The organism is Silanimonas sp. (genome assembly GCF_044377035.1).
Taxonomy (GTDB): Bacteria; Pseudomonadota; Gammaproteobacteria; order Xanthomonadales; family Xanthomonadaceae; genus Silanimonas.
Genome location: NZ_JBILJW010000024.1, coordinates 1 through 16,885, shown reverse-complemented (window position 1 = coordinate 16,885; position 16,885 = coordinate 1). Strand labels below are relative to the sequence as shown.

Annotated in this window: 12 protein-coding genes; 10 read left to right on the top strand and 2 right to left on the bottom strand. The window is 70.8% G+C overall.

What is annotated here, in order from left to right; translation table 11 throughout:
* Positions 1-49 precede the first annotated feature (49 nt).
* Positions 50-1,339: an amidohydrolase family protein gene (locus ACIQ6S_RS12490; RefSeq protein WP_397608646.1), complete on the bottom strand. Its 1,290-nt coding sequence runs from the start codon at positions 1,337-1,339 to the stop codon at positions 50-52.
* 156 nt (positions 1,340-1,495) lie between these two features.
* Between ACIQ6S_RS12490 and leuS the strand changes: the two genes are divergently transcribed.
* From leuS to rlmH, 6 genes are read left to right on the top strand one after another with little or no spacing between them, the layout of a single operon-like run.
* The gene (leuS, locus tag ACIQ6S_RS12485) at positions 1,496-4,123 is read left to right on the top strand and encodes a leucine--tRNA ligase (RefSeq protein WP_397608645.1); all 2,628 of its coding nucleotides are present in this window, start codon (positions 1,496-1,498) and stop codon (positions 4,121-4,123) included.
* Between the two features lie 5 nt (positions 4,124-4,128).
* Positions 4,129-4,623 carry an LPS assembly lipoprotein LptE gene (gene lptE / locus ACIQ6S_RS12480; protein WP_397608644.1) on the top strand — a complete coding sequence of 165 codons (495 nt, stop codon included), beginning with the start codon at positions 4,129-4,131 and terminating at the stop codon, positions 4,621-4,623.
* Positions 4,623-5,663, top strand: coding sequence for a DNA polymerase III subunit delta (gene holA / locus ACIQ6S_RS12475; protein ID WP_397608643.1), 1,041 nt, complete (start codon positions 4,623-4,625; stop codon positions 5,661-5,663). Before lptE ends, holA begins: the two co-directional genes overlap by 1 nt.
* Before the next feature lie 19 nt (positions 5,664-5,682).
* Positions 5,683-6,366, top strand: coding sequence for a nicotinate-nucleotide adenylyltransferase (nadD, locus tag ACIQ6S_RS12470; protein WP_397608642.1), 684 nt, complete (start codon positions 5,683-5,685; stop codon positions 6,364-6,366).
* A 51-nt stretch (positions 6,367-6,417) separates the two neighbouring features.
* Entirely contained in the window at positions 6,418-6,807 is a 390-nt protein-coding gene (gene rsfS / locus ACIQ6S_RS12465; RefSeq protein WP_397572806.1) for a ribosome silencing factor, read from the top strand.
* 4 nt (positions 6,808-6,811) lie between these two features.
* The gene (gene rlmH, locus ACIQ6S_RS12460) at positions 6,812-7,282 is read left to right on the top strand and encodes a 23S rRNA (pseudouridine(1915)-N(3))-methyltransferase RlmH (protein ID WP_397572820.1); all 471 of its coding nucleotides are present in this window, start codon (positions 6,812-6,814) and stop codon (positions 7,280-7,282) included.
* Here rlmH and ACIQ6S_RS12455 read toward each other — a convergent pair.
* Positions 7,279-10,353 carry a diguanylate cyclase domain-containing protein gene (locus ACIQ6S_RS12455; protein WP_397608641.1) on the bottom strand — a complete coding sequence of 1,025 codons (3,075 nt, stop codon included), beginning with the start codon at positions 10,351-10,353 and terminating at the stop codon, positions 7,279-7,281. The genes rlmH and ACIQ6S_RS12455 overlap by 4 nt on opposite strands.
* A 50-nt stretch (positions 10,354-10,403) precedes the next feature.
* Between ACIQ6S_RS12455 and ACIQ6S_RS12450 the strand changes: the two genes are divergently transcribed.
* From ACIQ6S_RS12450 to ACIQ6S_RS12435, 4 genes are all read left to right on the top strand, one after another.
* Positions 10,404-10,973 carry a Maf family protein gene (locus ACIQ6S_RS12450; RefSeq protein ID WP_397608640.1) on the top strand — a complete coding sequence of 190 codons (570 nt, stop codon included), beginning with the start codon at positions 10,404-10,406 and terminating at the stop codon, positions 10,971-10,973.
* Complete coding sequence (rng, locus tag ACIQ6S_RS12445; RefSeq protein WP_297866858.1) at positions 10,970-12,451, top strand: ribonuclease G; 1,482 nt, start codon at positions 10,970-10,972, stop codon at positions 12,449-12,451. The genes ACIQ6S_RS12450 and rng overlap by 4 nt, the downstream gene beginning before the upstream one ends.
* A 14-nt stretch (positions 12,452-12,465) precedes the next feature.
* Complete coding sequence (locus tag ACIQ6S_RS12440; protein ID WP_397608639.1) at positions 12,466-16,293, top strand: YhdP family protein; 3,828 nt, start codon at positions 12,466-12,468, stop codon at positions 16,291-16,293.
* The coding region (locus ACIQ6S_RS12435) for a PmbA/TldA family metallopeptidase (protein ID WP_397608638.1) at positions 16,280-16,885 on the top strand (606 nt) is incomplete at its 3' end. The genes ACIQ6S_RS12440 and ACIQ6S_RS12435, both read left to right, overlap by 14 nt.

The following is a 16,885-nucleotide window of genomic DNA, read 5'->3' as shown; positions in this document are numbered from 1 at the left end:
GCGCCGATGCCCCCACGGATGGGGGCGGGGGCACCGGCTTGCAAGGCGGTCAGTTGGCGAGCGGCTTCACCACCGCGCCGCCCTTCATCACGAAGTCGACCTTTCGGGTCAGGCCGATGTCGGTCAGCGGATTGCCGGGCACGGCGACGATGTCGGCGTGGAAGCCCGGCGCGATCTGGCCGAGGTCGGTGGCGCCGAGCACCGTGGCGGCATTAACGGTGGCGGCCTGCAGGGCCACGTTGGCGGGCATGCCGCCTTCCACCATGAACTCGAACTCGCGGGCGTTGTCGCCGTGCGGGCTGACGCCGGCGTCGGTGCCGAAGGCGATGGGCACGCCTGCGGCATAGGCGCGGCGGAAGGTCGCCATGATCTGCGTACCGACCGCGCGCGCTTTCGGACGGATGATCTCCGGGTAGAAGCCGTCGATCTCGGCCTTCTCACCCACGAAGCGGCCGGCGCTGAGCGTCGGTACCCACCAGGTGCCCTTTTCCTTCATCAGGCGCATGGTCGCGTCGCTCATGAAGGTGCCGTGCTCGATGCTGGTCACCCCGCCCTCGATTGCGCGGCGCATGCCGACGTCGCCGTGCGCGTGGGCGGCCACCGTGTAGCCGTAGTCCTTCGCCGTGTCGACGATGGCGCGGATCTCCTCCACCGTGAACTGCGGCGCATCGGCGCTGCGGGCGTAGCTGAGCACGCCGCCGGTGGCGGTGATCTTGATGGTGTCGCTGCCTTCCTTGTAGCGCTGGCGCACGGCCTGGCGGGCCGCGTCGACGCCATTGATGACGCCTTCGGTCGGACCGGGCGGGCCCATCAGCGTGGACAGGGTGTTGTTCAGGCCATTCGTCGGGTCGGCGTGGCCGCCGGTGGTCGCGATCGACTTGCCCGCGGCATAGATGCGCGGGCCCGGGATCGTGCCGGCGTTGATGGCGTCACGCAGGTGCGGGGCGATCTCGCCGCCGAGGTCGCGCACGCTGGTGAAGCCGGCCTCCACGGTGCGGCGGGTGTAGAGCGTGGCGCGCAGCGCGAAATCGACGTCGTCGAGGCGGAAGCCCTCGGAGTAACTGTTCGGGTTCGACTCCTGGCCGACGTGCACGTGCAGGTCGATCCAGCCCGGCGAGCAGGTGTGGCCGGCGAGGTCGATGGTCGTGGCGCCTTCCACCGCCACCTTGCCCGGCTGGAGTGCCGTGATGCGGCCGGCATCGACCACGATGGTCTGCGCGCCGATAAGGCGGCCGGCCTTGGCATCGAAGACATCGCCGCATTGCAGGGCGGTGGGGGCGGCCTGCACGGGCAGGGCGAGGAGCACGGCGGTGGCCAGCAGGCCGGGGCGAAGCGACATCGGCACTCTCCTCAGAAGCCGGTGGGACGTTCACCGCGGGCCCCGGCACAGCCCATGGCGCGACGCCCGACTCTACGGCCTGTGCAGCCGCTGCGGTACCCTTGGCGGCTTGCCGAATTCCGGGCAGCCCGCCGTGGGCGCCCCCGCCGAGACCCCATGCACGCCGAATCCACCGCCCCGAACGACACCGCCGAGACCGGCTTCCAGCCCAAGGCCCTCGAGGCCGCCGCCCAGCAGTGCTGGGACAGCGCCAAGGCCTTTGAGGTCGTCGAAGACCCGTCCAAGCCCAAGTACTACGCGCTCTGCATGCTGCCGTACCCCTCGGGCGCGCTGCACATGGGCCATGTGCGCAACTACACGATTGGCGACGTGATCAGCCGCTTCAAGCGCATGCAGGGCTTCAACGTGCTGCAGCCGATGGGCTGGGACGCCTTCGGCCTGCCGGCCGAGAACGCCGCGATAAAGAACAACACCGCGCCGGCGAAGTGGACCTACGAGAACATCGGGAAGATGCGCAACCAGCTGAAGTCGCTGGGCTACGCCTACGACTGGTCGCGCGAGGTCACCACCTGCACGCCGGAGTACTACCGCTGGGAGCAGCAGTTCTTCACCCGCCTGTATGCGAAGGGCCTCGTCTACCGCAAGAACAGCGTCGTGAACTGGGACCCGATCGACCAGACGGTGCTCGCCAACGAGCAGGTGGTCGACGGCCGCGGCTGGCGCTCCGGCGCGCTGGTGGAAAAGCGCGAGATCCCGCAGTGGTTCCTCAAGATCACCGACTACGCGCAGGAGCTGCTGGACGGCCTCGATGCGCTGCCGGGCTGGCCGGAATCGGTCAAGACCATGCAGCGCAATTGGATCGGCCGTTCCGAAGGTCTCGAGATCAGCTTCGCCGTTGAAGGCGAGGCCGAGCCGATGGTGGTGTTCACCACCCGACCCGACACGCTGATGGGCGTCACCTACGTGGCCGTCGCCGCCGAGCACGCGCTGGCCGCGAAAGCCGCGGCGATGAACCCCGAGGTCGCGGTCTTCGTGGCCGGCTGCAAGCAGGGCGGCGTGTCCGAGGCGGAGCTGGAGACGCAGGAGAAGCGCGGCATCGCGACGGGCCTGTTCGCCATCCATCCGATCAGTGGCGCCAAGGTGCCGGTGTGGATCGCCAACTTCGTGCTCATGGGCTACGGCACCGGCGCCGTCATGGCCGTGCCCGGCCACGATGAGCGCGACTTCGAATTCGCCACCAAGTACAGCCTGCCGATCACGCAGGTCATCGCGGTCGACGGCGAAAGCTACGACGCCACCCGCTGGCAGGACTGGTACGGCGACAAGACCGCCGCGTCGCTGCGCACGGTGAATTCCGGCGCGATGGACGGCTTGGGCTACAAGGCTGCCTTCGACAAAGCCGCCGCGCTGCTGGGCGACAAGGCCACGCGCCGCGTGAACTACCGCCTGCGCGATTGGGGTGTGTCCCGCCAGCGCTACTGGGGTTGCCCGATCCCGATGCTTTACGACGCCGAGGGTAACGCCCACGCGGTGCCGGAGGAGCAACTGCCGGTCGTGCTGCCGGAAGACGTGCGCTTCGAGGGCGTGGCTTCGCCGATCAAATCGAACCCGGCGTGGCGCCAGGTCACCGATGCGAATGGCCAGCGCTTCGAGCGCGAGACCGACACCTTCGACACCTTCATGGAGTCGAGCTGGTACTACGCGCGCTATTGCTGCCCGGGTGCCACCGACATGTTGGACGACCGTGCCAAGTACTGGCTGCCGGTCGACCAGTACATCGGCGGCATCGAGCACGCCGTGATGCACCTGATGTACTTCCGCTTCTTCCATAAGCTGCTGCGCGATGCGGGCTACGTGGACAGCGACGAGCCGGCGACCAATCTCCTTTGCCAGGGCATGGTGATTGCCGAGACCTTCTATCGCGAGAACGCCGACGGTTCGAAGGATTGGCACAACCCGGCCGATGTCGACGTCGAGCGCGACGAACGCGGTCGCGTGGTGGCCGCCAAGCTTCGCGCCGACGGCCAGCCGGTGACCATCGGCGGCACCGAGAAAATGTCGAAGTCGAAGAACAACGGCGTCGACCCGCAGGTGATGGTCGATCGCTACGGCGCCGATACCGTGCGCCTGTTCTCGATGTTTGCCGCGCCGCCGGAGCAGTCGCTGGACTGGAACGAGTCGGGCGTGGAGGGCATGGCGCGCTTCCTGCGTCGCTTGTGGAATCAGGTGCAGAAGCACGTCGATGCGGGTGCGGCGCCGAAGCTCGATACCGCTTCGCTGTCGCCCGCCGGCAAGGCGATCCGCCGCCAGCTGCACGAGGCCATCCAGAAGATCACCGACGACTACGCGCGCCGCTACAGCTTCAACACCGCCATCGCCGCCGTGATGGAGCTGCTGAACGCGCTGTCGAAGTTTGATGAGGCCGGCGACGCCGCCCGCGCGCTGCGGCAGGAGGCCTTCGAGGCCGTCACCCTGCTGCTGAACCCGATCACGCCGCACACCAGCCACGCGCTGTGGCAGGTGCTGGGCCACCCGGAAACGGTGCTGGAGACGCTGCCGTTCCCGGCGGTCGACCCGGCGGCGCTGGTGCGCGATTCGCTGACGCTGGCCGTTCAGGTCAACGGCAAGCTGCGCGGCACCATCGAGGTGCCGGCCGCCGCCGACAAGGCCGCCATCGAGGCGATGGCGCTGGCCGAGCCGAACGTGGTGAAGTTCATCGAAGGCCAGGCGGTGAAGAAAGTGATCATCGTCCCGGGCAAGATCGTCAACATCGTCGTCGGATGACCCGCATGCGCGCTCGCTTCCTCGTTCCCGCCCTCGTCGCCGCCCTCGCTGTGGGCTGCGGCTTCGCTCCGCGCGGCGCGCTGAAGGTGCCCGAGGGCTTCGGCGCCATCGCGGTGACCGCGGCCGATCCCTACAGCCCGCTGGCCGACGAACTGCGCCGCTCGCTGCAGCGTGCCGGCGCGAGCACGACGGAAGCGGCGGACGGTGCCGCCAAGCTGGCGATCACCGCCGAAACTTGGGAAACCCGCCCGATCTCGGTGGACGCCTTCGTCGCCGTGCGCGAGGTCGAAACCCGGTATCGCGTGACCTTCGATCTCGTCGATGCCGCCGGCGGGAAGCGCCTCGACCAGCAGACGGTCGAGCTGACGCGCGACTACGTCTACGAGGCCGCCGAGGCCTTCGGCAACCCGGGCGAGCAGGAGATCATTCAGCAGGAGCTGCGTCGCGACATGCAGGCGGCGATCCTCCGCCGCGTCGACCTCGCCCTGCGCGCCGACTGATGGCGGAGATCCGCCCCGACGCCTTCATGAAGCGGGTGGCGGCGGAGGCGCTGCCGTCCGTGATCCTGATCGCCGGGGACGAGCCGCTGGTGGTGCAGGAATGCGCCGACGCCGTGCGCGAGAAGGCCAAGGCCGAAGGCTACGGCGAGCGCGAGGTGCTGGATGCCGAGGGCAACTTCGACTGGAACCGGCTCACGCAGGGCCTAGCCTCGCTGAGCCTGTTCGCGCAACGCCGCCTCTTCGACCTGCGCCTGCCCAGCGGCAAGCCCGGCAAGGACGGCAGCGAGGCGATCCGCGAGTACTGCGCCAATCCGCCGCCCGACACGGTGCTGCTGATCACCGCACAGGACTGGAGCCGCCAGCACGCGGGCAAGTGGAGCGAAGCGATCACCGCCGCGGGCCACATGGTGCCGGTGTGGCCGCTGAAGGCACACGAGCTGCCCGATTGGCTGGCCACCCGCCTGCGCCGCAAGGGCCTTTCCGCGACGCCGGAAGCGCTGGCGCGCCTCGTCGAACGCGTCGAAGGCAACCTGCTGGCCGCGGCGCAGGAGATCGACAAGCTGGCCCTGCTGCTCGACCAGGGCACCGGCCCGATCGATCTCGAGACGCTTGAGCGCCTGGTCGCCGAGGCCTCGCGCTACGACGTCTTCAAGCTGGTCGACGCCGCGCTGGCCGGCGAAGCCGCCCGCGTGCCGCGCATCCTCGCCGCGCTGCGCGGCGAGGGCGAGCAGGTGGCCGGCCTGCTGGGCTGGACGCTCGGCGAGATCACCAAGATCGCAGGCTTCGCCGCGGTGAAGGCCCGCGGTGGCAACGTCATGGCCGAGATGCGCGCGGCGAAGCTCTGGGAATCGAAGATGGCGCAGTACACCCGCGCGCTGGAACGGCATCCGCCCTCGTCCTGGGAGCGCTTCGCGATCGCCGTCGGCGAGGTGGAGCGCATGGCCAAGGGGCGGGCCAGCGGCGATGCGTGGCGCGCTCTCGAGCGCCTGCTGCTGGCGGTCGCGCGCCCTCGCGCGGCGATGACCCTGCTGGCGAAGTGAGCCGCCCGGAGCGCGCCGCATGACGCCTGCCACCGACGCTTCCCTGCACCTGCTCTACGGCGGCACCTTCGATCCGGTCCATCTCGGCCATCTGGCCGTCGCGCGCGCCGCGCTGGCCACCACTGGGGCAGCGCACCTCGATTTCGTGCCCGCCGCCGACCCGCCGCATCGCGGCCCGCCGGGCGCCGCGTTCGCGGATCGCCTTGACCTGCTGCGCGCCGCCCTGGCCAGCGAACCGCCGCCCGCGGTGGGCACCTGGGCCATCGACCCCCGCGAAGGGGCGCGCCAAGGCCCCAGCTACACCGTCGACACCCTGCGCGAATGGCGAGCGGAGCACGGCGAGGCCCGGCCGCTGGGCTTCGTCCTCGGTGCCGACGCCTTTCTCGGCCTCACCGGCTGGCACGAGTGGCGCGCGCTGTTCGACCTCGCCCACCTGCTGGTGGCGCGCCGCCCCGGCTGCGCCCTCGAAGGCCTCCCGCCGGCCTTGCGCGAGGCGCTGGACGGCCGCTGGGCCACCGAGCCGGCCGATTTCCACACAGCGCCTGCCGGGCGCGTCGCGGTGCTCGACCTGCCACTTCAGCCGGAAAGCGCCACCGCCGTGCGTGAGGCCGTGGCCGGCCGGCGGCCCCCCTTCGGCCTGCCTGCGGGCGTGGCGGCGGTCATCGCCGCCCGGGGCCTTTACCGCGACCTGGCGCCGGGTTGAGCCGGGAGGGTCGGGGGTATACTCCGCGCCATCCCACACAGGACCGCCCCGTTGTCGCATCCGCAGCATGTCATCAAGCCGCAGCCGCCGAACCCGCTGCCGGCCCCCGCCGACCTCCTGAAGCTCGCCACCGCGGCGCTCGAGGAGATCAAGGCCAAGGACCTCGTCGAGATCGACGTGCGCGGCAAGACCTCGGTCTGCGATTACATGCTGATCGCCTCGGGCACCTCGACCCGCCACGTGAAGTCGCTGGCCGACGAAGTGGTGAAGGCCTCGAAGCACGCCGGCTACCAGCCGCTGGGCGTCGAAGGCGAGCGCGAAGCGGAGTGGGTGCTGGTCGACCTCGGCGACGTCGTGGTCCACGTGATGCTGCCGCGCGTGCGCGAGTTCTACGCGCTGGAGCGCCTGTGGACGGTCGGCGACCAGCCGCCGGAAGCCTGATCGCCTGAAAGCGAAGCTGATCGCCGTCGGTGAACGGCCGCCCGGCTGGGTGGCCGAGGGCTACGCCGACTACACCAAGCGCCTCTCGCGCGAGCTGCCGCTGGAACTCGTCGAAGTGGCGCCCGGCATGCGCGGCAAAGGCCGCGACGCCGCCCGTGCGATGCATGACGAAGGCGAGCGCGTGCTCGCCGCGCTGCCGAAGAACGCCTGGGTCGTCGCCCTCGATGGCCGCGGCAAGCCCTACACCTCCGAGCAACTCGCCGAACGCCTCGCCGCGTGGCGCCAGCAGGGGCGCGATCTCGCCTTCCTGATCGGTGGGCCGGAAGGCCATGCGCCCGACGTCTGGGCGCGCGCCGACGAGCGCTGGGCCTTCGGGCCGATGACGCTGCCGCACATGCTGGTGCGCCTGCTGGTGGCCGAGCAGCTCTACCGGGCCTGCTCGATCCTCGGCAACCACCCCTACCATCGCGCCTAGGCGGAACGCTCCTCGCGGGGCACGGGCGTGAGGCGGGGGCGGAGGTTCTGCCACTGCAGGCGGCCTTCGCCGACGAGTTCCGCGATGCGCTTGCCCGGATGGCCGCCAAGCGCGGCATCGCCCATGTGCGGGCCCGCGGTGAGGCCCACCCAGGTGTTCCTTCCGCTGGCCTTCGCCTGGTAGAGCGCGGCGTCGGCCAGCTCCAGCGCGTGCGCCCAGTCGGACTGGGCGGTGGCGCCGAGCGGATGCCGGGTCCAGCCGACGGAGAAGGTCAATGTCAGCGGCCGCTCGGTGCCGAGATCGAAGTTGAGGCTGTGCCCGTCGTTGAGCAGCCGGGTCATGCGTGCGGGGACCGCGTCCTCGCGCAGGCCGCCGAACACGATGATGAATTCCTCGCCGCCCCAGCGCGCGAGCAGGTCGCCTTCGCGCGTCGCCCGGCGAAGGAAACCGGCGAAATCACGCAGCACCGTGTCGCCGGCGGCGTGCCCGTAGTCGTCGTTGACGTGCTTGAAGTGGTCGATGTCCACCAGCGCCAGCACCACGCCTTCCGGGTATCGGGCGAGCATCGCCGGCATCTGCTGGAACACCGCGCGGCGGTTCGGCAAGCCGGTGAGCGCATCGGTCTGGCTTTCGACGGCCAGCACGGCGTTCGCCTGCTCGAGGCGCTCGTTCGCCCGCTGCCATTGCGCCGTGCGCTCATCGACGAGGGTCTGCAGGCGCGCCATGCGGGAACGTTGCCGGCGCTGGCCCAGCACCACGCCCGCCACGAGCAGCAGCAGGCCGCCCACGAGTGCGAGCACGCGCAGTTCCGGTCGCTCCGACCATCGTGGTTCGACGCGGAGGTCGAGCGGATTGCCGGCCTGCACCGATTTACCGAATTCGTCGCGCGCGCGCACCCGGAACCGGAAGTCGCCCGGAGGCAGGTTGGTGTAGAACGCGCTGCGCCGGTCGCCGGCATCGACCCAATCACGGTCATAGCCGTCGAGGCGATAGTCGAAACGCATGGCGCGCGGGCTGCGGAAGTTCAGCGCGGTGAAGTCGAAGCGCAGGTCGCGCAGCTCGCCGTCGAGCACCAGCGGGCCGGCATCCGCGGGGTGGCGGCGGTCGCCGACGGTGGCGGCTTCGACGTGCACCAGCGGCTCGGTACTGCCGCTGCCGATGGCGTCGAGGTCGACACGAAGCACGCCGGAGATCGAAGGCAGCCAGAGCTGGCCGCCGACGAGCAGGGCGCGCGAGCGGGCGCCGCCGTTACAGCAGCGCGCCCGCTGGCCGCTCTGGTTGCGCCCGGCCATGGACAGCACCCAAGAGGCCCCGACCTCGGCGCCGTGCGCGGCGTCGGCATTCGTGGTCGTCGGGTCCGGCAGCCGGGACAGCGGCATGCGGTACAGGCCTTCGATCGAACTCACGTAGAGGTAGTCGTCGTGGGCCCGCAGCGTCCACGCGTTCATCGTGGGCAGGCCCTCATCGAGGGTGATCGCCCGCTCGCCGGCGACGAGGGTCAGGCCGGAATCGAGCGTTCCCGCCACCAGCAGGCCGTTCGGCAGCCGCAGCAGGCTGCTCACCATCCGGCCGCGCAGCGTGCGCGCCCAGTCCGGAACGCTCACTTGGGCGCCGTCGACGTAGCGCAGGCCGTCCTCGGTACCGACCAGCACGCGCTGGCCATCGATCGGCAGCAGCGAACGGATGCGCAGCGCCGAACCCTCGAAGGCGCCTTCGCCAACCGGCCGCAGGCCGTCGTCCGGCGTCGAGCGATAGAGGCCGTTGGAGGTGCCCACCCAGATCGCCTCGGCCGTCGGGGCGATCACGTTGATCTGCGTGCCTTCCAGGGTCTCGGCGCCGCGCGGGACGCTCAGCTGGCCGTTCGAGCGCTCGCGCAGGCCGCCGCGGGTGCCGATCCACAGTCGTTCCGCGTCGAGCCGCGCCAATTCGTAGACCGCCGCTTCCGGCAGCGCACTGCCGGGAACGAGCGTTTCGACGCGGCCGTCGCGCCACTGGGACAGCCCCGAATTGGTGCCGACCAGGACGCCGCCCCGGCCGTCGTCCTCCAAGGCCCAGACGAAGGGGTCCACGAGGCCGTCGGCTTCGGTCAGGCGCGTGACGAGACCATCCCAGGCGCGGAACAGGCTTTCCGTCTGGCTGCCCAGCCACAGGTTGCCCTCGCGATCCTCGAAACAGGCGTTCACCCAGGGATTGCGGACGAACTGCGCGTCCTCGATGGCGTCGAGCTCACCGTTCGAGCGGAGCCGGTAGAGCCGCGGTGCCGTGCTGATCCACAGGCTGCCGCCGCTGTCGGTGCACAGGGTTTCGATCGGTTGGCGGGCGAGCTCCGGAAGCGGCGCGAACGGCGCTGGCGGTCGGTCGCCGTCCTGCAGCCACAGCCCGCGCGGCGTGGCGATCCACAGCCGGGGGCCATCGGCGAGGAGGTGGGTGATGCGCAGGTCCTCGCCGCCGGGCAGGGCGATGCTGCGCGTCTGCTCGCCTTCACGCCGCAGCAGGCGGCCGCGCGCGCCGATCCAGAGCACCGGACCGTCGGACACCATCGCGCCGATGTCCAGGCCTTCGAGGCCGGCGGGGACGAGGCTTTCGCCTTCCTTCTCGTAGAGGCCGCGCGCCGTGCCGAAGAGCATCCGCCCTACCGGCCATTCGGTGATGGCCTGAACCGCCACGCCGGTGCCCGCGGCGGCAACGCGCGTCACGCGGTCGCGGCGCAGGCGCAGGGCACCCGTGCGGTTGGCGAACCAGACATCGCCGTCGCGCGAGCGGTAGCTCGATTCCGCCATCGAGGTGTCGATGCCGCCCGTGCGGCGGCGATCGAAGGGTTCGAAGCGCACGCCGTCGAAGCGCGCGATCGAGGACTGCGTGCCGACCCACAGGTAGCCGTCGCCGTCCTGCGCGAGGCTCTGCACGGCCACCTGGGGAAGGCCGTCGGCGACGGTCCAGTTGTCGATGGCGAAGTCGCTGAAGCGACGATCCTCGCTCAGGGCCAGCGCGGCGCTGCTGACGCACAGCAGCGCTGCGCCCATCCAGAGGGCGAAGCGGGTGCGTCGGCGTTGGGGGGGCTGCCGTTTCATGGCGTAAGGCTAGCGTGCCTGCGACCTGAACGGGCGGCTATGCTTGGGGCATGCTTTATCTCGCGTCCCAATCGCCGCGTCGTCGTGCGCTGCTGCAGCAGCTCGGCGTCGAGCCCGGCCTCCTCGATGTCGATGTGCCGGAGGTCCGCCAGCCGGGCGAGCCGGCGCTCGACTACGTCAACCGCGTCGCCCGCGAGAAGGCCGGTGCTGGCCTGCTCGCCGTGGCCGCGGTGCCCGGGGCGAGGGTCCTGGCCGCCGACACCGAGGTGATCCTCGACGACGAGGTCTTCGGCAAGCCCGCCGATGCCGCGGACGCGGCGCGCATGCTCCGCAGGCTCTCGGGGCGGACCCATGCCGTTGCCACGGTGGTCTGGCTGCTCCATGCCGGCGGCGAGGCCTCGGCCACGTCGATGTCGGAAGTGACCTTCGCTGCCCTGGACGAGCCGACCCTCGACGCCTACCTCGCCAGCGGCGAGTGGCAGGGGAAGGCCGGGGCCTACGCCATCCAGGGCCGCGCGGCGGCCTTCATCGCCCATCTCTCCGGCAGCTACACCGGCGTGATGGGCCTGCCCCTGTTCGAGACGGCCGCGCTGCTGCGCCGCCACGGAGTGACGATTTGAGCGCCGAGATCCTGATCAACGTCACGCCGCGCGAGACGCGCGTGGCGCTCGCCGAGCAGGGCATGCTGCAGGAGCTGCACATCGAGCGCAGTTTGCGCCGGGGCGTGGTTGGCAACCTCTACAAGGGTCGCGTGCAGCGGGTGATGCCGGGCATGCAGGCCGCGTTCGTCGAGTTGGGTCTCGAGCGCGCCGCCTTCCTGCACGCCTCCGACATCGTCCGCGTCCCGCAGGTGCAGCCCTCCGAGAGCGAGGAGCTGGGGCCGCCGGCGCCGCCGCCGTCGATCACCTCGCTGGTGCACGAGGGCCAGGAGATCGTCGTGCAGGTGGTGAAGGACCCGATCGGCAGCAAGGGCGCCCGCCTCACCACCCAGGTCAGCATCCCGTCGCGCTACCTCGTGCTGCTGCCCTATTCGAAGGTGATCGGTGTCTCCGCGCGCATCGAGGACGACACCGAGCGCGCGCGGCTGAAGGGGCTGGTGACCGAACTGGCCGAAGGCAGCGGCATGGGCTTCATCGTCCGCACCAATGCCGAAGGGCTGGATCGCGACGCGTTGGAGGCCGACGTGGCCTACCTGCGGCTCGCTTGGCAGCTGATTCGCGAGGCCAGCGCCAGCACGCCGGTGGGCGCCCGCATCTACGAGGACCTGTCGCTGCCGATGCGCGCCCTGCGCGACATGATGAGCACGCAGATCGACCGCGTGCTGGTCGATTCCCGCGAGACGCATGAACGGCTGCTGCGCTTCGCCGGCCAGTTCATGCCCGATTTGGCCGGGCGGATCGAGCATTACGCTGGCGAGAGGCCGCTGTTCGACCTGAACGGCGTGGAGGACGAGATCTCCCGCGCGCTGCAGAAGGAAGTGCCGCTGAAATCGGGCGGTTACCTCGTGGTCGACCAGACCGAGGCGATGACCACGGTGGACGTCAACACCGGGTCCTTCCTCGGCCAGCGCAACCTCGAGGAAACCGCCTTCCGCACCAACCTCGAAGCCGCGCAGGCGGTGGCGAGGCAGCTTCGGCTGCGCAACCTCGGCGGGATCATCATCATCGACTTCATCGACATGCACGACGCCGACCATCGCCGCCAGGTGCTTCGCACGCTGGAGAAGGCCTTGGCGCGCGACCATGCGAAGACGACGGTGTACGACTTCTCGCCGCTCGGCCTCGTGGAGATGACGCGCAAGCGCACCACCGAGAGCCTCGAGCACCAGCTTTGCGAGACCTGCCCGACCTGCAGCGGACGCGGCATGCTGAAGTCGCCGGAGACGTTGAGCTACGAGATCTTCCGCGAGGTCACGCGCGCCGTGCGTCAGTTCGAGGCCGAGCGCCTGCTGGTGATTGCCGCACCGAATGTCGTCGCACGCATCACCGACGAGGAGTCGGTCGCCGTCGCCGAACTCGAGGAATTCCTCGGCAAGACCATCCGCTTCCAGCCCGACGAGCAATACGGGCAGGAACAGTACGACGTCGTCCTGCTGTGAGCTGCGCCTGAGCCATGGCCTCCGTCGCACGCCGCTGGTGGCGTCGCTGCCGCCGCATCGGCGGCTACGGGGTATTGGTCGTACTGATCGTCGTGGCCCTGCTCGTCGCGGTGGCGAACCAGTTCCTGCCGGCCGTCGAGAAGCATCCTGACGAGGTCGCGCGCTGGCTCTCGGAGCGCGTGGGGCAGCCGGTGCGCTTCAGCGGCATCGATGCCCGATGGACCCGGCAGGGCCCGCGTTTCGCGCTGGACGGCCTGGTGGTCGGCGAGGGCGATCGGCAGCTCGCCATCGGGCGCGCCGACCTGCAGGTGTCGGTGTATTCCGGCCTCTTCCCGGGCATGCCGCTGACCGAGCTGAGTGTCGATGGGCTGTCGCTCACGTTGCACCAGGATCTTGAAGGTCGTTGGCGCATGAGCGGCCTGCCCGAACCCGCACGGCCGGGTATCGATCCCTTCGACGTCCTCGCCGGTTTCGGGGAGTTGCGCGTGCAGGACGCGAGGTTGCGCATCCTCGCCGAGCGCTGGGACATCGACCACACGCTGCCGCGCATCGATGGCCGCTTGCGCGTGAGCGATTCGCAGGTGCGTGGCGGTGTCCGCCTGTGGTCGGCGGACGGCCGCGCACCGCTGGACGTCAGCGCCGATGTCGCCCGCGACGGCCGCCTCGGGCGCCTCTGGGTGGGCGCCGAACAGGTCGATCTGCCGGCATGGGGCCCGCTGCTCGCGGCGCTGGGCGTCGAGCCGCTCGCCGGTCGAGGCGAATTGGGCGCGTGGGTGGAGTTGGATGATCGCCGCATCGCCCGTGTGCAGGTGCGCGCGGCACTGGAAGGCGTGAGCCTGCGTCGCGTGGGTACGGCCTTGCCGCCCGTGCGTTTCGAGCGCGCCGGTTTCGATGCGCAGTGGCGTCTGGAGGCTCGGGGCTGGCAGGTCTCCGTGCCGACCGGCACGTTCGCCAATGGCTCGAGCGAGCAGCGCATCGACGGATTCTGGATGGCGGGTGGCGAGCGCTTCGCCATCGAGGCCGAGCGCATCGACATGGGGCCGCTGCTGGCCCTCGGTGCCCTCAGCAACCGCCTGCCGGGCGGTGTCTCCGCGTGGGTGGCCGAAGCGCGTCCGTCCGGCACGGTGCGTGCCTTGTCGGTGCCCGCGTCGCTGCCGGGAGCCTTCGCCGGTCGGGCGACGCTCGAAGACGTCGGTTTCGCGCCTGTCGGCTCGCGTCCCGGCCTGCGCAGCCTGGCGGGCGAGGTGGCGTTCGACGCTGAAGGAGGCGTGCTGGCCCTCGATGGGGCGCCGATCGGCCTCGACTGGCCGGCGGAATTCGGGCCAGTCCTGCCGCTCGGCCTGCGCGGTGAGCTGGCGCTTTGGCGCGACGGCGAGGGCTGGAGCCTCGGCAGCGACGCGCTCGGCATCGAGGCGCCGGGCCTGCGGATCGACACGCGCTTCGCCCTGGGCTTCCAAGGCGACGGCACGCGGCCGACGCTCGACCTCGCCGCCGACCTCGCCGACTTCGATGTGGTGGACGCGAAGCGCTTCTGGCTGCAGACCACGATGAAGCCGCCGGTGCGTCAGTGGCTCGACACCGCACTGGTGGCCGGGCAGGCGCGCGGTGGACGGGTCGCGATGGGCGGTGATCTCGACCACTGGCCGTTCCGCGACGGCGGCGGACGCTTCGATGCGCGCGTCTCGCTGGAGGACGTCACGCTGAAGTTCAACAACGCGTGGCCGGCGGCGACCGCATTCCATGGCGAGGCGCTGTTCACCGGCCCGGGCATGGCGCTCACCGGGATGCGCGCCAACCTGCTCGATACCGTGGTGGGCGATGCCAGCGGTGCCATCGAGGATTTCAAGGCGCCTTGGCTCGACCTCGCCGTGCGCGGTGGCGGTGATGCCGGCGGCCTGCGCACGCTGGTGATGCAGAGCCCGCTCTACGCGCCGCAGCGCGCGAACATCGATGCCCTGTCGATCAGCGGCCCGGCGGCGGTCGACCTGCGCCTGAAGCTGCCGCTGCGGAAGGATCTCGGCGAGCGCGTGGTGGAAGGAGCGCTCTCGCTCGACAACGCCAGCGTCGCCGATGCGCGCTGGAAGATCGGTTTCGAGGGCCTGAGCGGCGCGATTCCCTTCACCGACAAGGGCTTCCTCGCCGACGCCCTGCCGGTGCGCTACGGCGACAGCGAGGGCGCGCTGTCCTTGCGCGTCGGCGATATGGTGCGTGACGCCGAGAACGTGGCCGAACTGCAGCTCGATGCCGCGCTGGCGCCGTCGCAGTTGCTCGAACGCAGCCCGGAGCTCGCATGGCTGCAGCCCTGGCTCGAGGGCCGTAGCCTGTGGGACGTGCGCGTCGACGTGCCGCGGCCGCGCGCCGATGCGCCCCCGCCGCCGGCACGCCTCAGCCTCCGGTCCGACCTCGTCGGCACCCGCCTCGGGTTGCCGGCGCCGCTGCGCAAGAGTGCGGCCACGCCGCTGCCGCTGCGTCTCGATCTCCCGCTGCCGGCCAGTGCCGGCGCGCTCCAGTTGCGACTGGGCCGTCTGATGCAACTGCGCGGGCGGATGGCCGACGGCGAGCGCCCGTTCGCCGCCGTCGCCGAGTTCGGCAGCATCGGCGACCCGCTGCCGATTCCCGAGGCGGGTATTGCCGTCCGCGGCCAGGTGCCCAGCCTCGACATCGGCGGTTGGGTGGCGGCGGCGTCCGGCGGTGGCACCGGGCAGGGCGGCCTGCAGTCCGTCGATGTGCAGGTGGGCGCCATCGACGTGCTCGACCGCAGCTTCGGCGAAGGCCGGGTGCGTCTGCGGCGCGAGGCCCAGGGGCTGTGGGTCGGCTTCGACGGCGCCGCCATCGCCGGCGAGATCCGCGTGCCCTCGGCCGAAGGCGCCGCGGTGGACGGGCGCTTCGCGCGCCTGCATTGGCCTCCGATGGACACCAAGGCGATGACCGGCAGCCGTGCCGAGTCCACGCCGGCCGTCGACCAGACCGACCCCTCGGGACTGCCGCCATTGCAGTTCCGGATCGAGGATTTCCGCCTCGGCGAAGCGCGGCTCGGCCGCACCGAGCTGCAGACCTTCCCGACGCCGGAAGGCATGCATGTGGACCGCTTCAGCACCAGCTCCGAGGCGCTGACGGTGATGGCCAGCGGTGACTGGACGCGAATCGGCGGGCAGACCCGCTCGCGCTTCGCGGTGGATTTCGATGCCGACAGCCTAGGCGGCATGCTCGATGCGCTCGGCTTCACGGGCATGGTCGAGGAGGGGCCGGTGAAGTCGCGCATGGTCGGCGACTGGCCGGGCTCGCCGGGCAGCTTCCGGCTCGACCGCTTCGACGGCAACCTGCGCGTGGACGTTGGCGCCGGCCGACTGCTCGATGTCGAACCCGGCACCGGCCGGTTCATCGGGCTGGTCTCCATCGCCGAGATCCCGCGCCGCCTGACGCTCGATTTCAGCGATTTCTTCTCGAAGGGCTTCGCCTTCAACGGCATGAGCGGCGACTTCGAGTTCAAGGGCGGCGATGCGCGAACCGCCAACCTGCGTATCGATGGGCCCTCCGCGGAAATCAACGTGAGCGGCACGACCGCGCTGGCCTCGCGCGAGTACGACCAGCGCGTCGAAGTGCTGCCCAAGGCCGGCGGGGTGCTCCCGGCGATCGGCGCGGTCACCGGCGGGCCGGCCGGTGCCGCCCTCGGCGCCGTGGCACAGGCTGTCCTGCAGGTGCCGCTGAAGCAGGCGACGCGCACCGTCTACAGCGTGCAGGGCCCCTGGGCCCAGCCCGACGTCGACGTCGTCGAACGCGGCCCGCGCCGCACCACCCCGAATCGCGACACCCCCGAAGGAATCCCCGATGACGCCGCTTGAACTCGCCGAACGCACGCTGCTCACGCCGACCGGCCTCGGCCTCGACGACGTCGATCGCGCGCTGGCCGAACTGCTTGGCCCCGGTGTGGACGACGGCGACCTCTACTTCCAGCACAGCCGCCGCGAGAGCTGGACGGTGGAGGACGGCATCGTCAAGGACGGCGCCCACAGCATCGAGCAGGGCGTCGGCGTGCGCGCCATCAGCGGCGAGAAGACCGGCTTCGCCTACACCGACGAAATCGACCTGCCGGCGCTGCTTGAATCCGCCCGCGCCGCCCGCGCGATCAGCCGCGAGGGCCTGAAGACCGCCCGCGGCCAGCGCGTCCAGGTGGCCGGCCACTCGCTGTACCCGGCCATCGACCCCATCGACCGCTTCGCGCCGGAAGGCAAGCTGTCGAAGCTGCGCGAGATCGAGGCCTGGGTGCGCGCCGCCGATCCGCGCGTGGTGCAGGTCAGTGCCTCGCTGTCGGCCGCGGTCGATACGGTGCTGGTCGCCCGCGCCGACGGCACGCTGGCCGCCGACGTGCGCCCGCTGGTGCGCTTCAACGTGCAGGTCATCGTCGAGCAGGGTGGGCGCCGCGAATCCGGCTAC

What these genes read in the sequence shown, in the direction of transcription:
- ACIQ6S_RS12490 (WP_397608646.1), bottom strand. Translation starts at nt 1,339, where the DNA reads ATGTCGCTTCGCCCCGGCCTGCTGGCCACCGCCGTGCTCCTCGCCCTG.
- leuS (WP_397608645.1), top strand. Translation starts at nt 1,496, where the DNA reads ATGCACGCCGAATCCACCGCCCCGAACGACACCGCCGAGACCGGCTTC.
- lptE (WP_397608644.1), top strand. Translation starts at nt 4,129, where the DNA reads ATGCGCGCTCGCTTCCTCGTTCCCGCCCTCGTCGCCGCCCTCGCTGTG.
- holA (WP_397608643.1), top strand. Translation starts at nt 4,623, where the DNA reads ATGGCGGAGATCCGCCCCGACGCCTTCATGAAGCGGGTGGCGGCGGAG.
- nadD (WP_397608642.1), top strand. Translation starts at nt 5,683, where the DNA reads ATGACGCCTGCCACCGACGCTTCCCTGCACCTGCTCTACGGCGGCACC.
- ACIQ6S_RS12455 (WP_397608641.1), bottom strand. Translation starts at nt 10,353, where the DNA reads ATGAAACGGCAGCCCCCCCAACGCCGACGCACCCGCTTCGCCCTCTGG.
- ACIQ6S_RS12450 (WP_397608640.1), top strand. Translation starts at nt 10,404, where the DNA reads ATGCTTTATCTCGCGTCCCAATCGCCGCGTCGTCGTGCGCTGCTGCAG.
- ACIQ6S_RS12440 (WP_397608639.1), top strand. Translation starts at nt 12,466, where the DNA reads ATGGCCTCCGTCGCACGCCGCTGGTGGCGTCGCTGCCGCCGCATCGGC.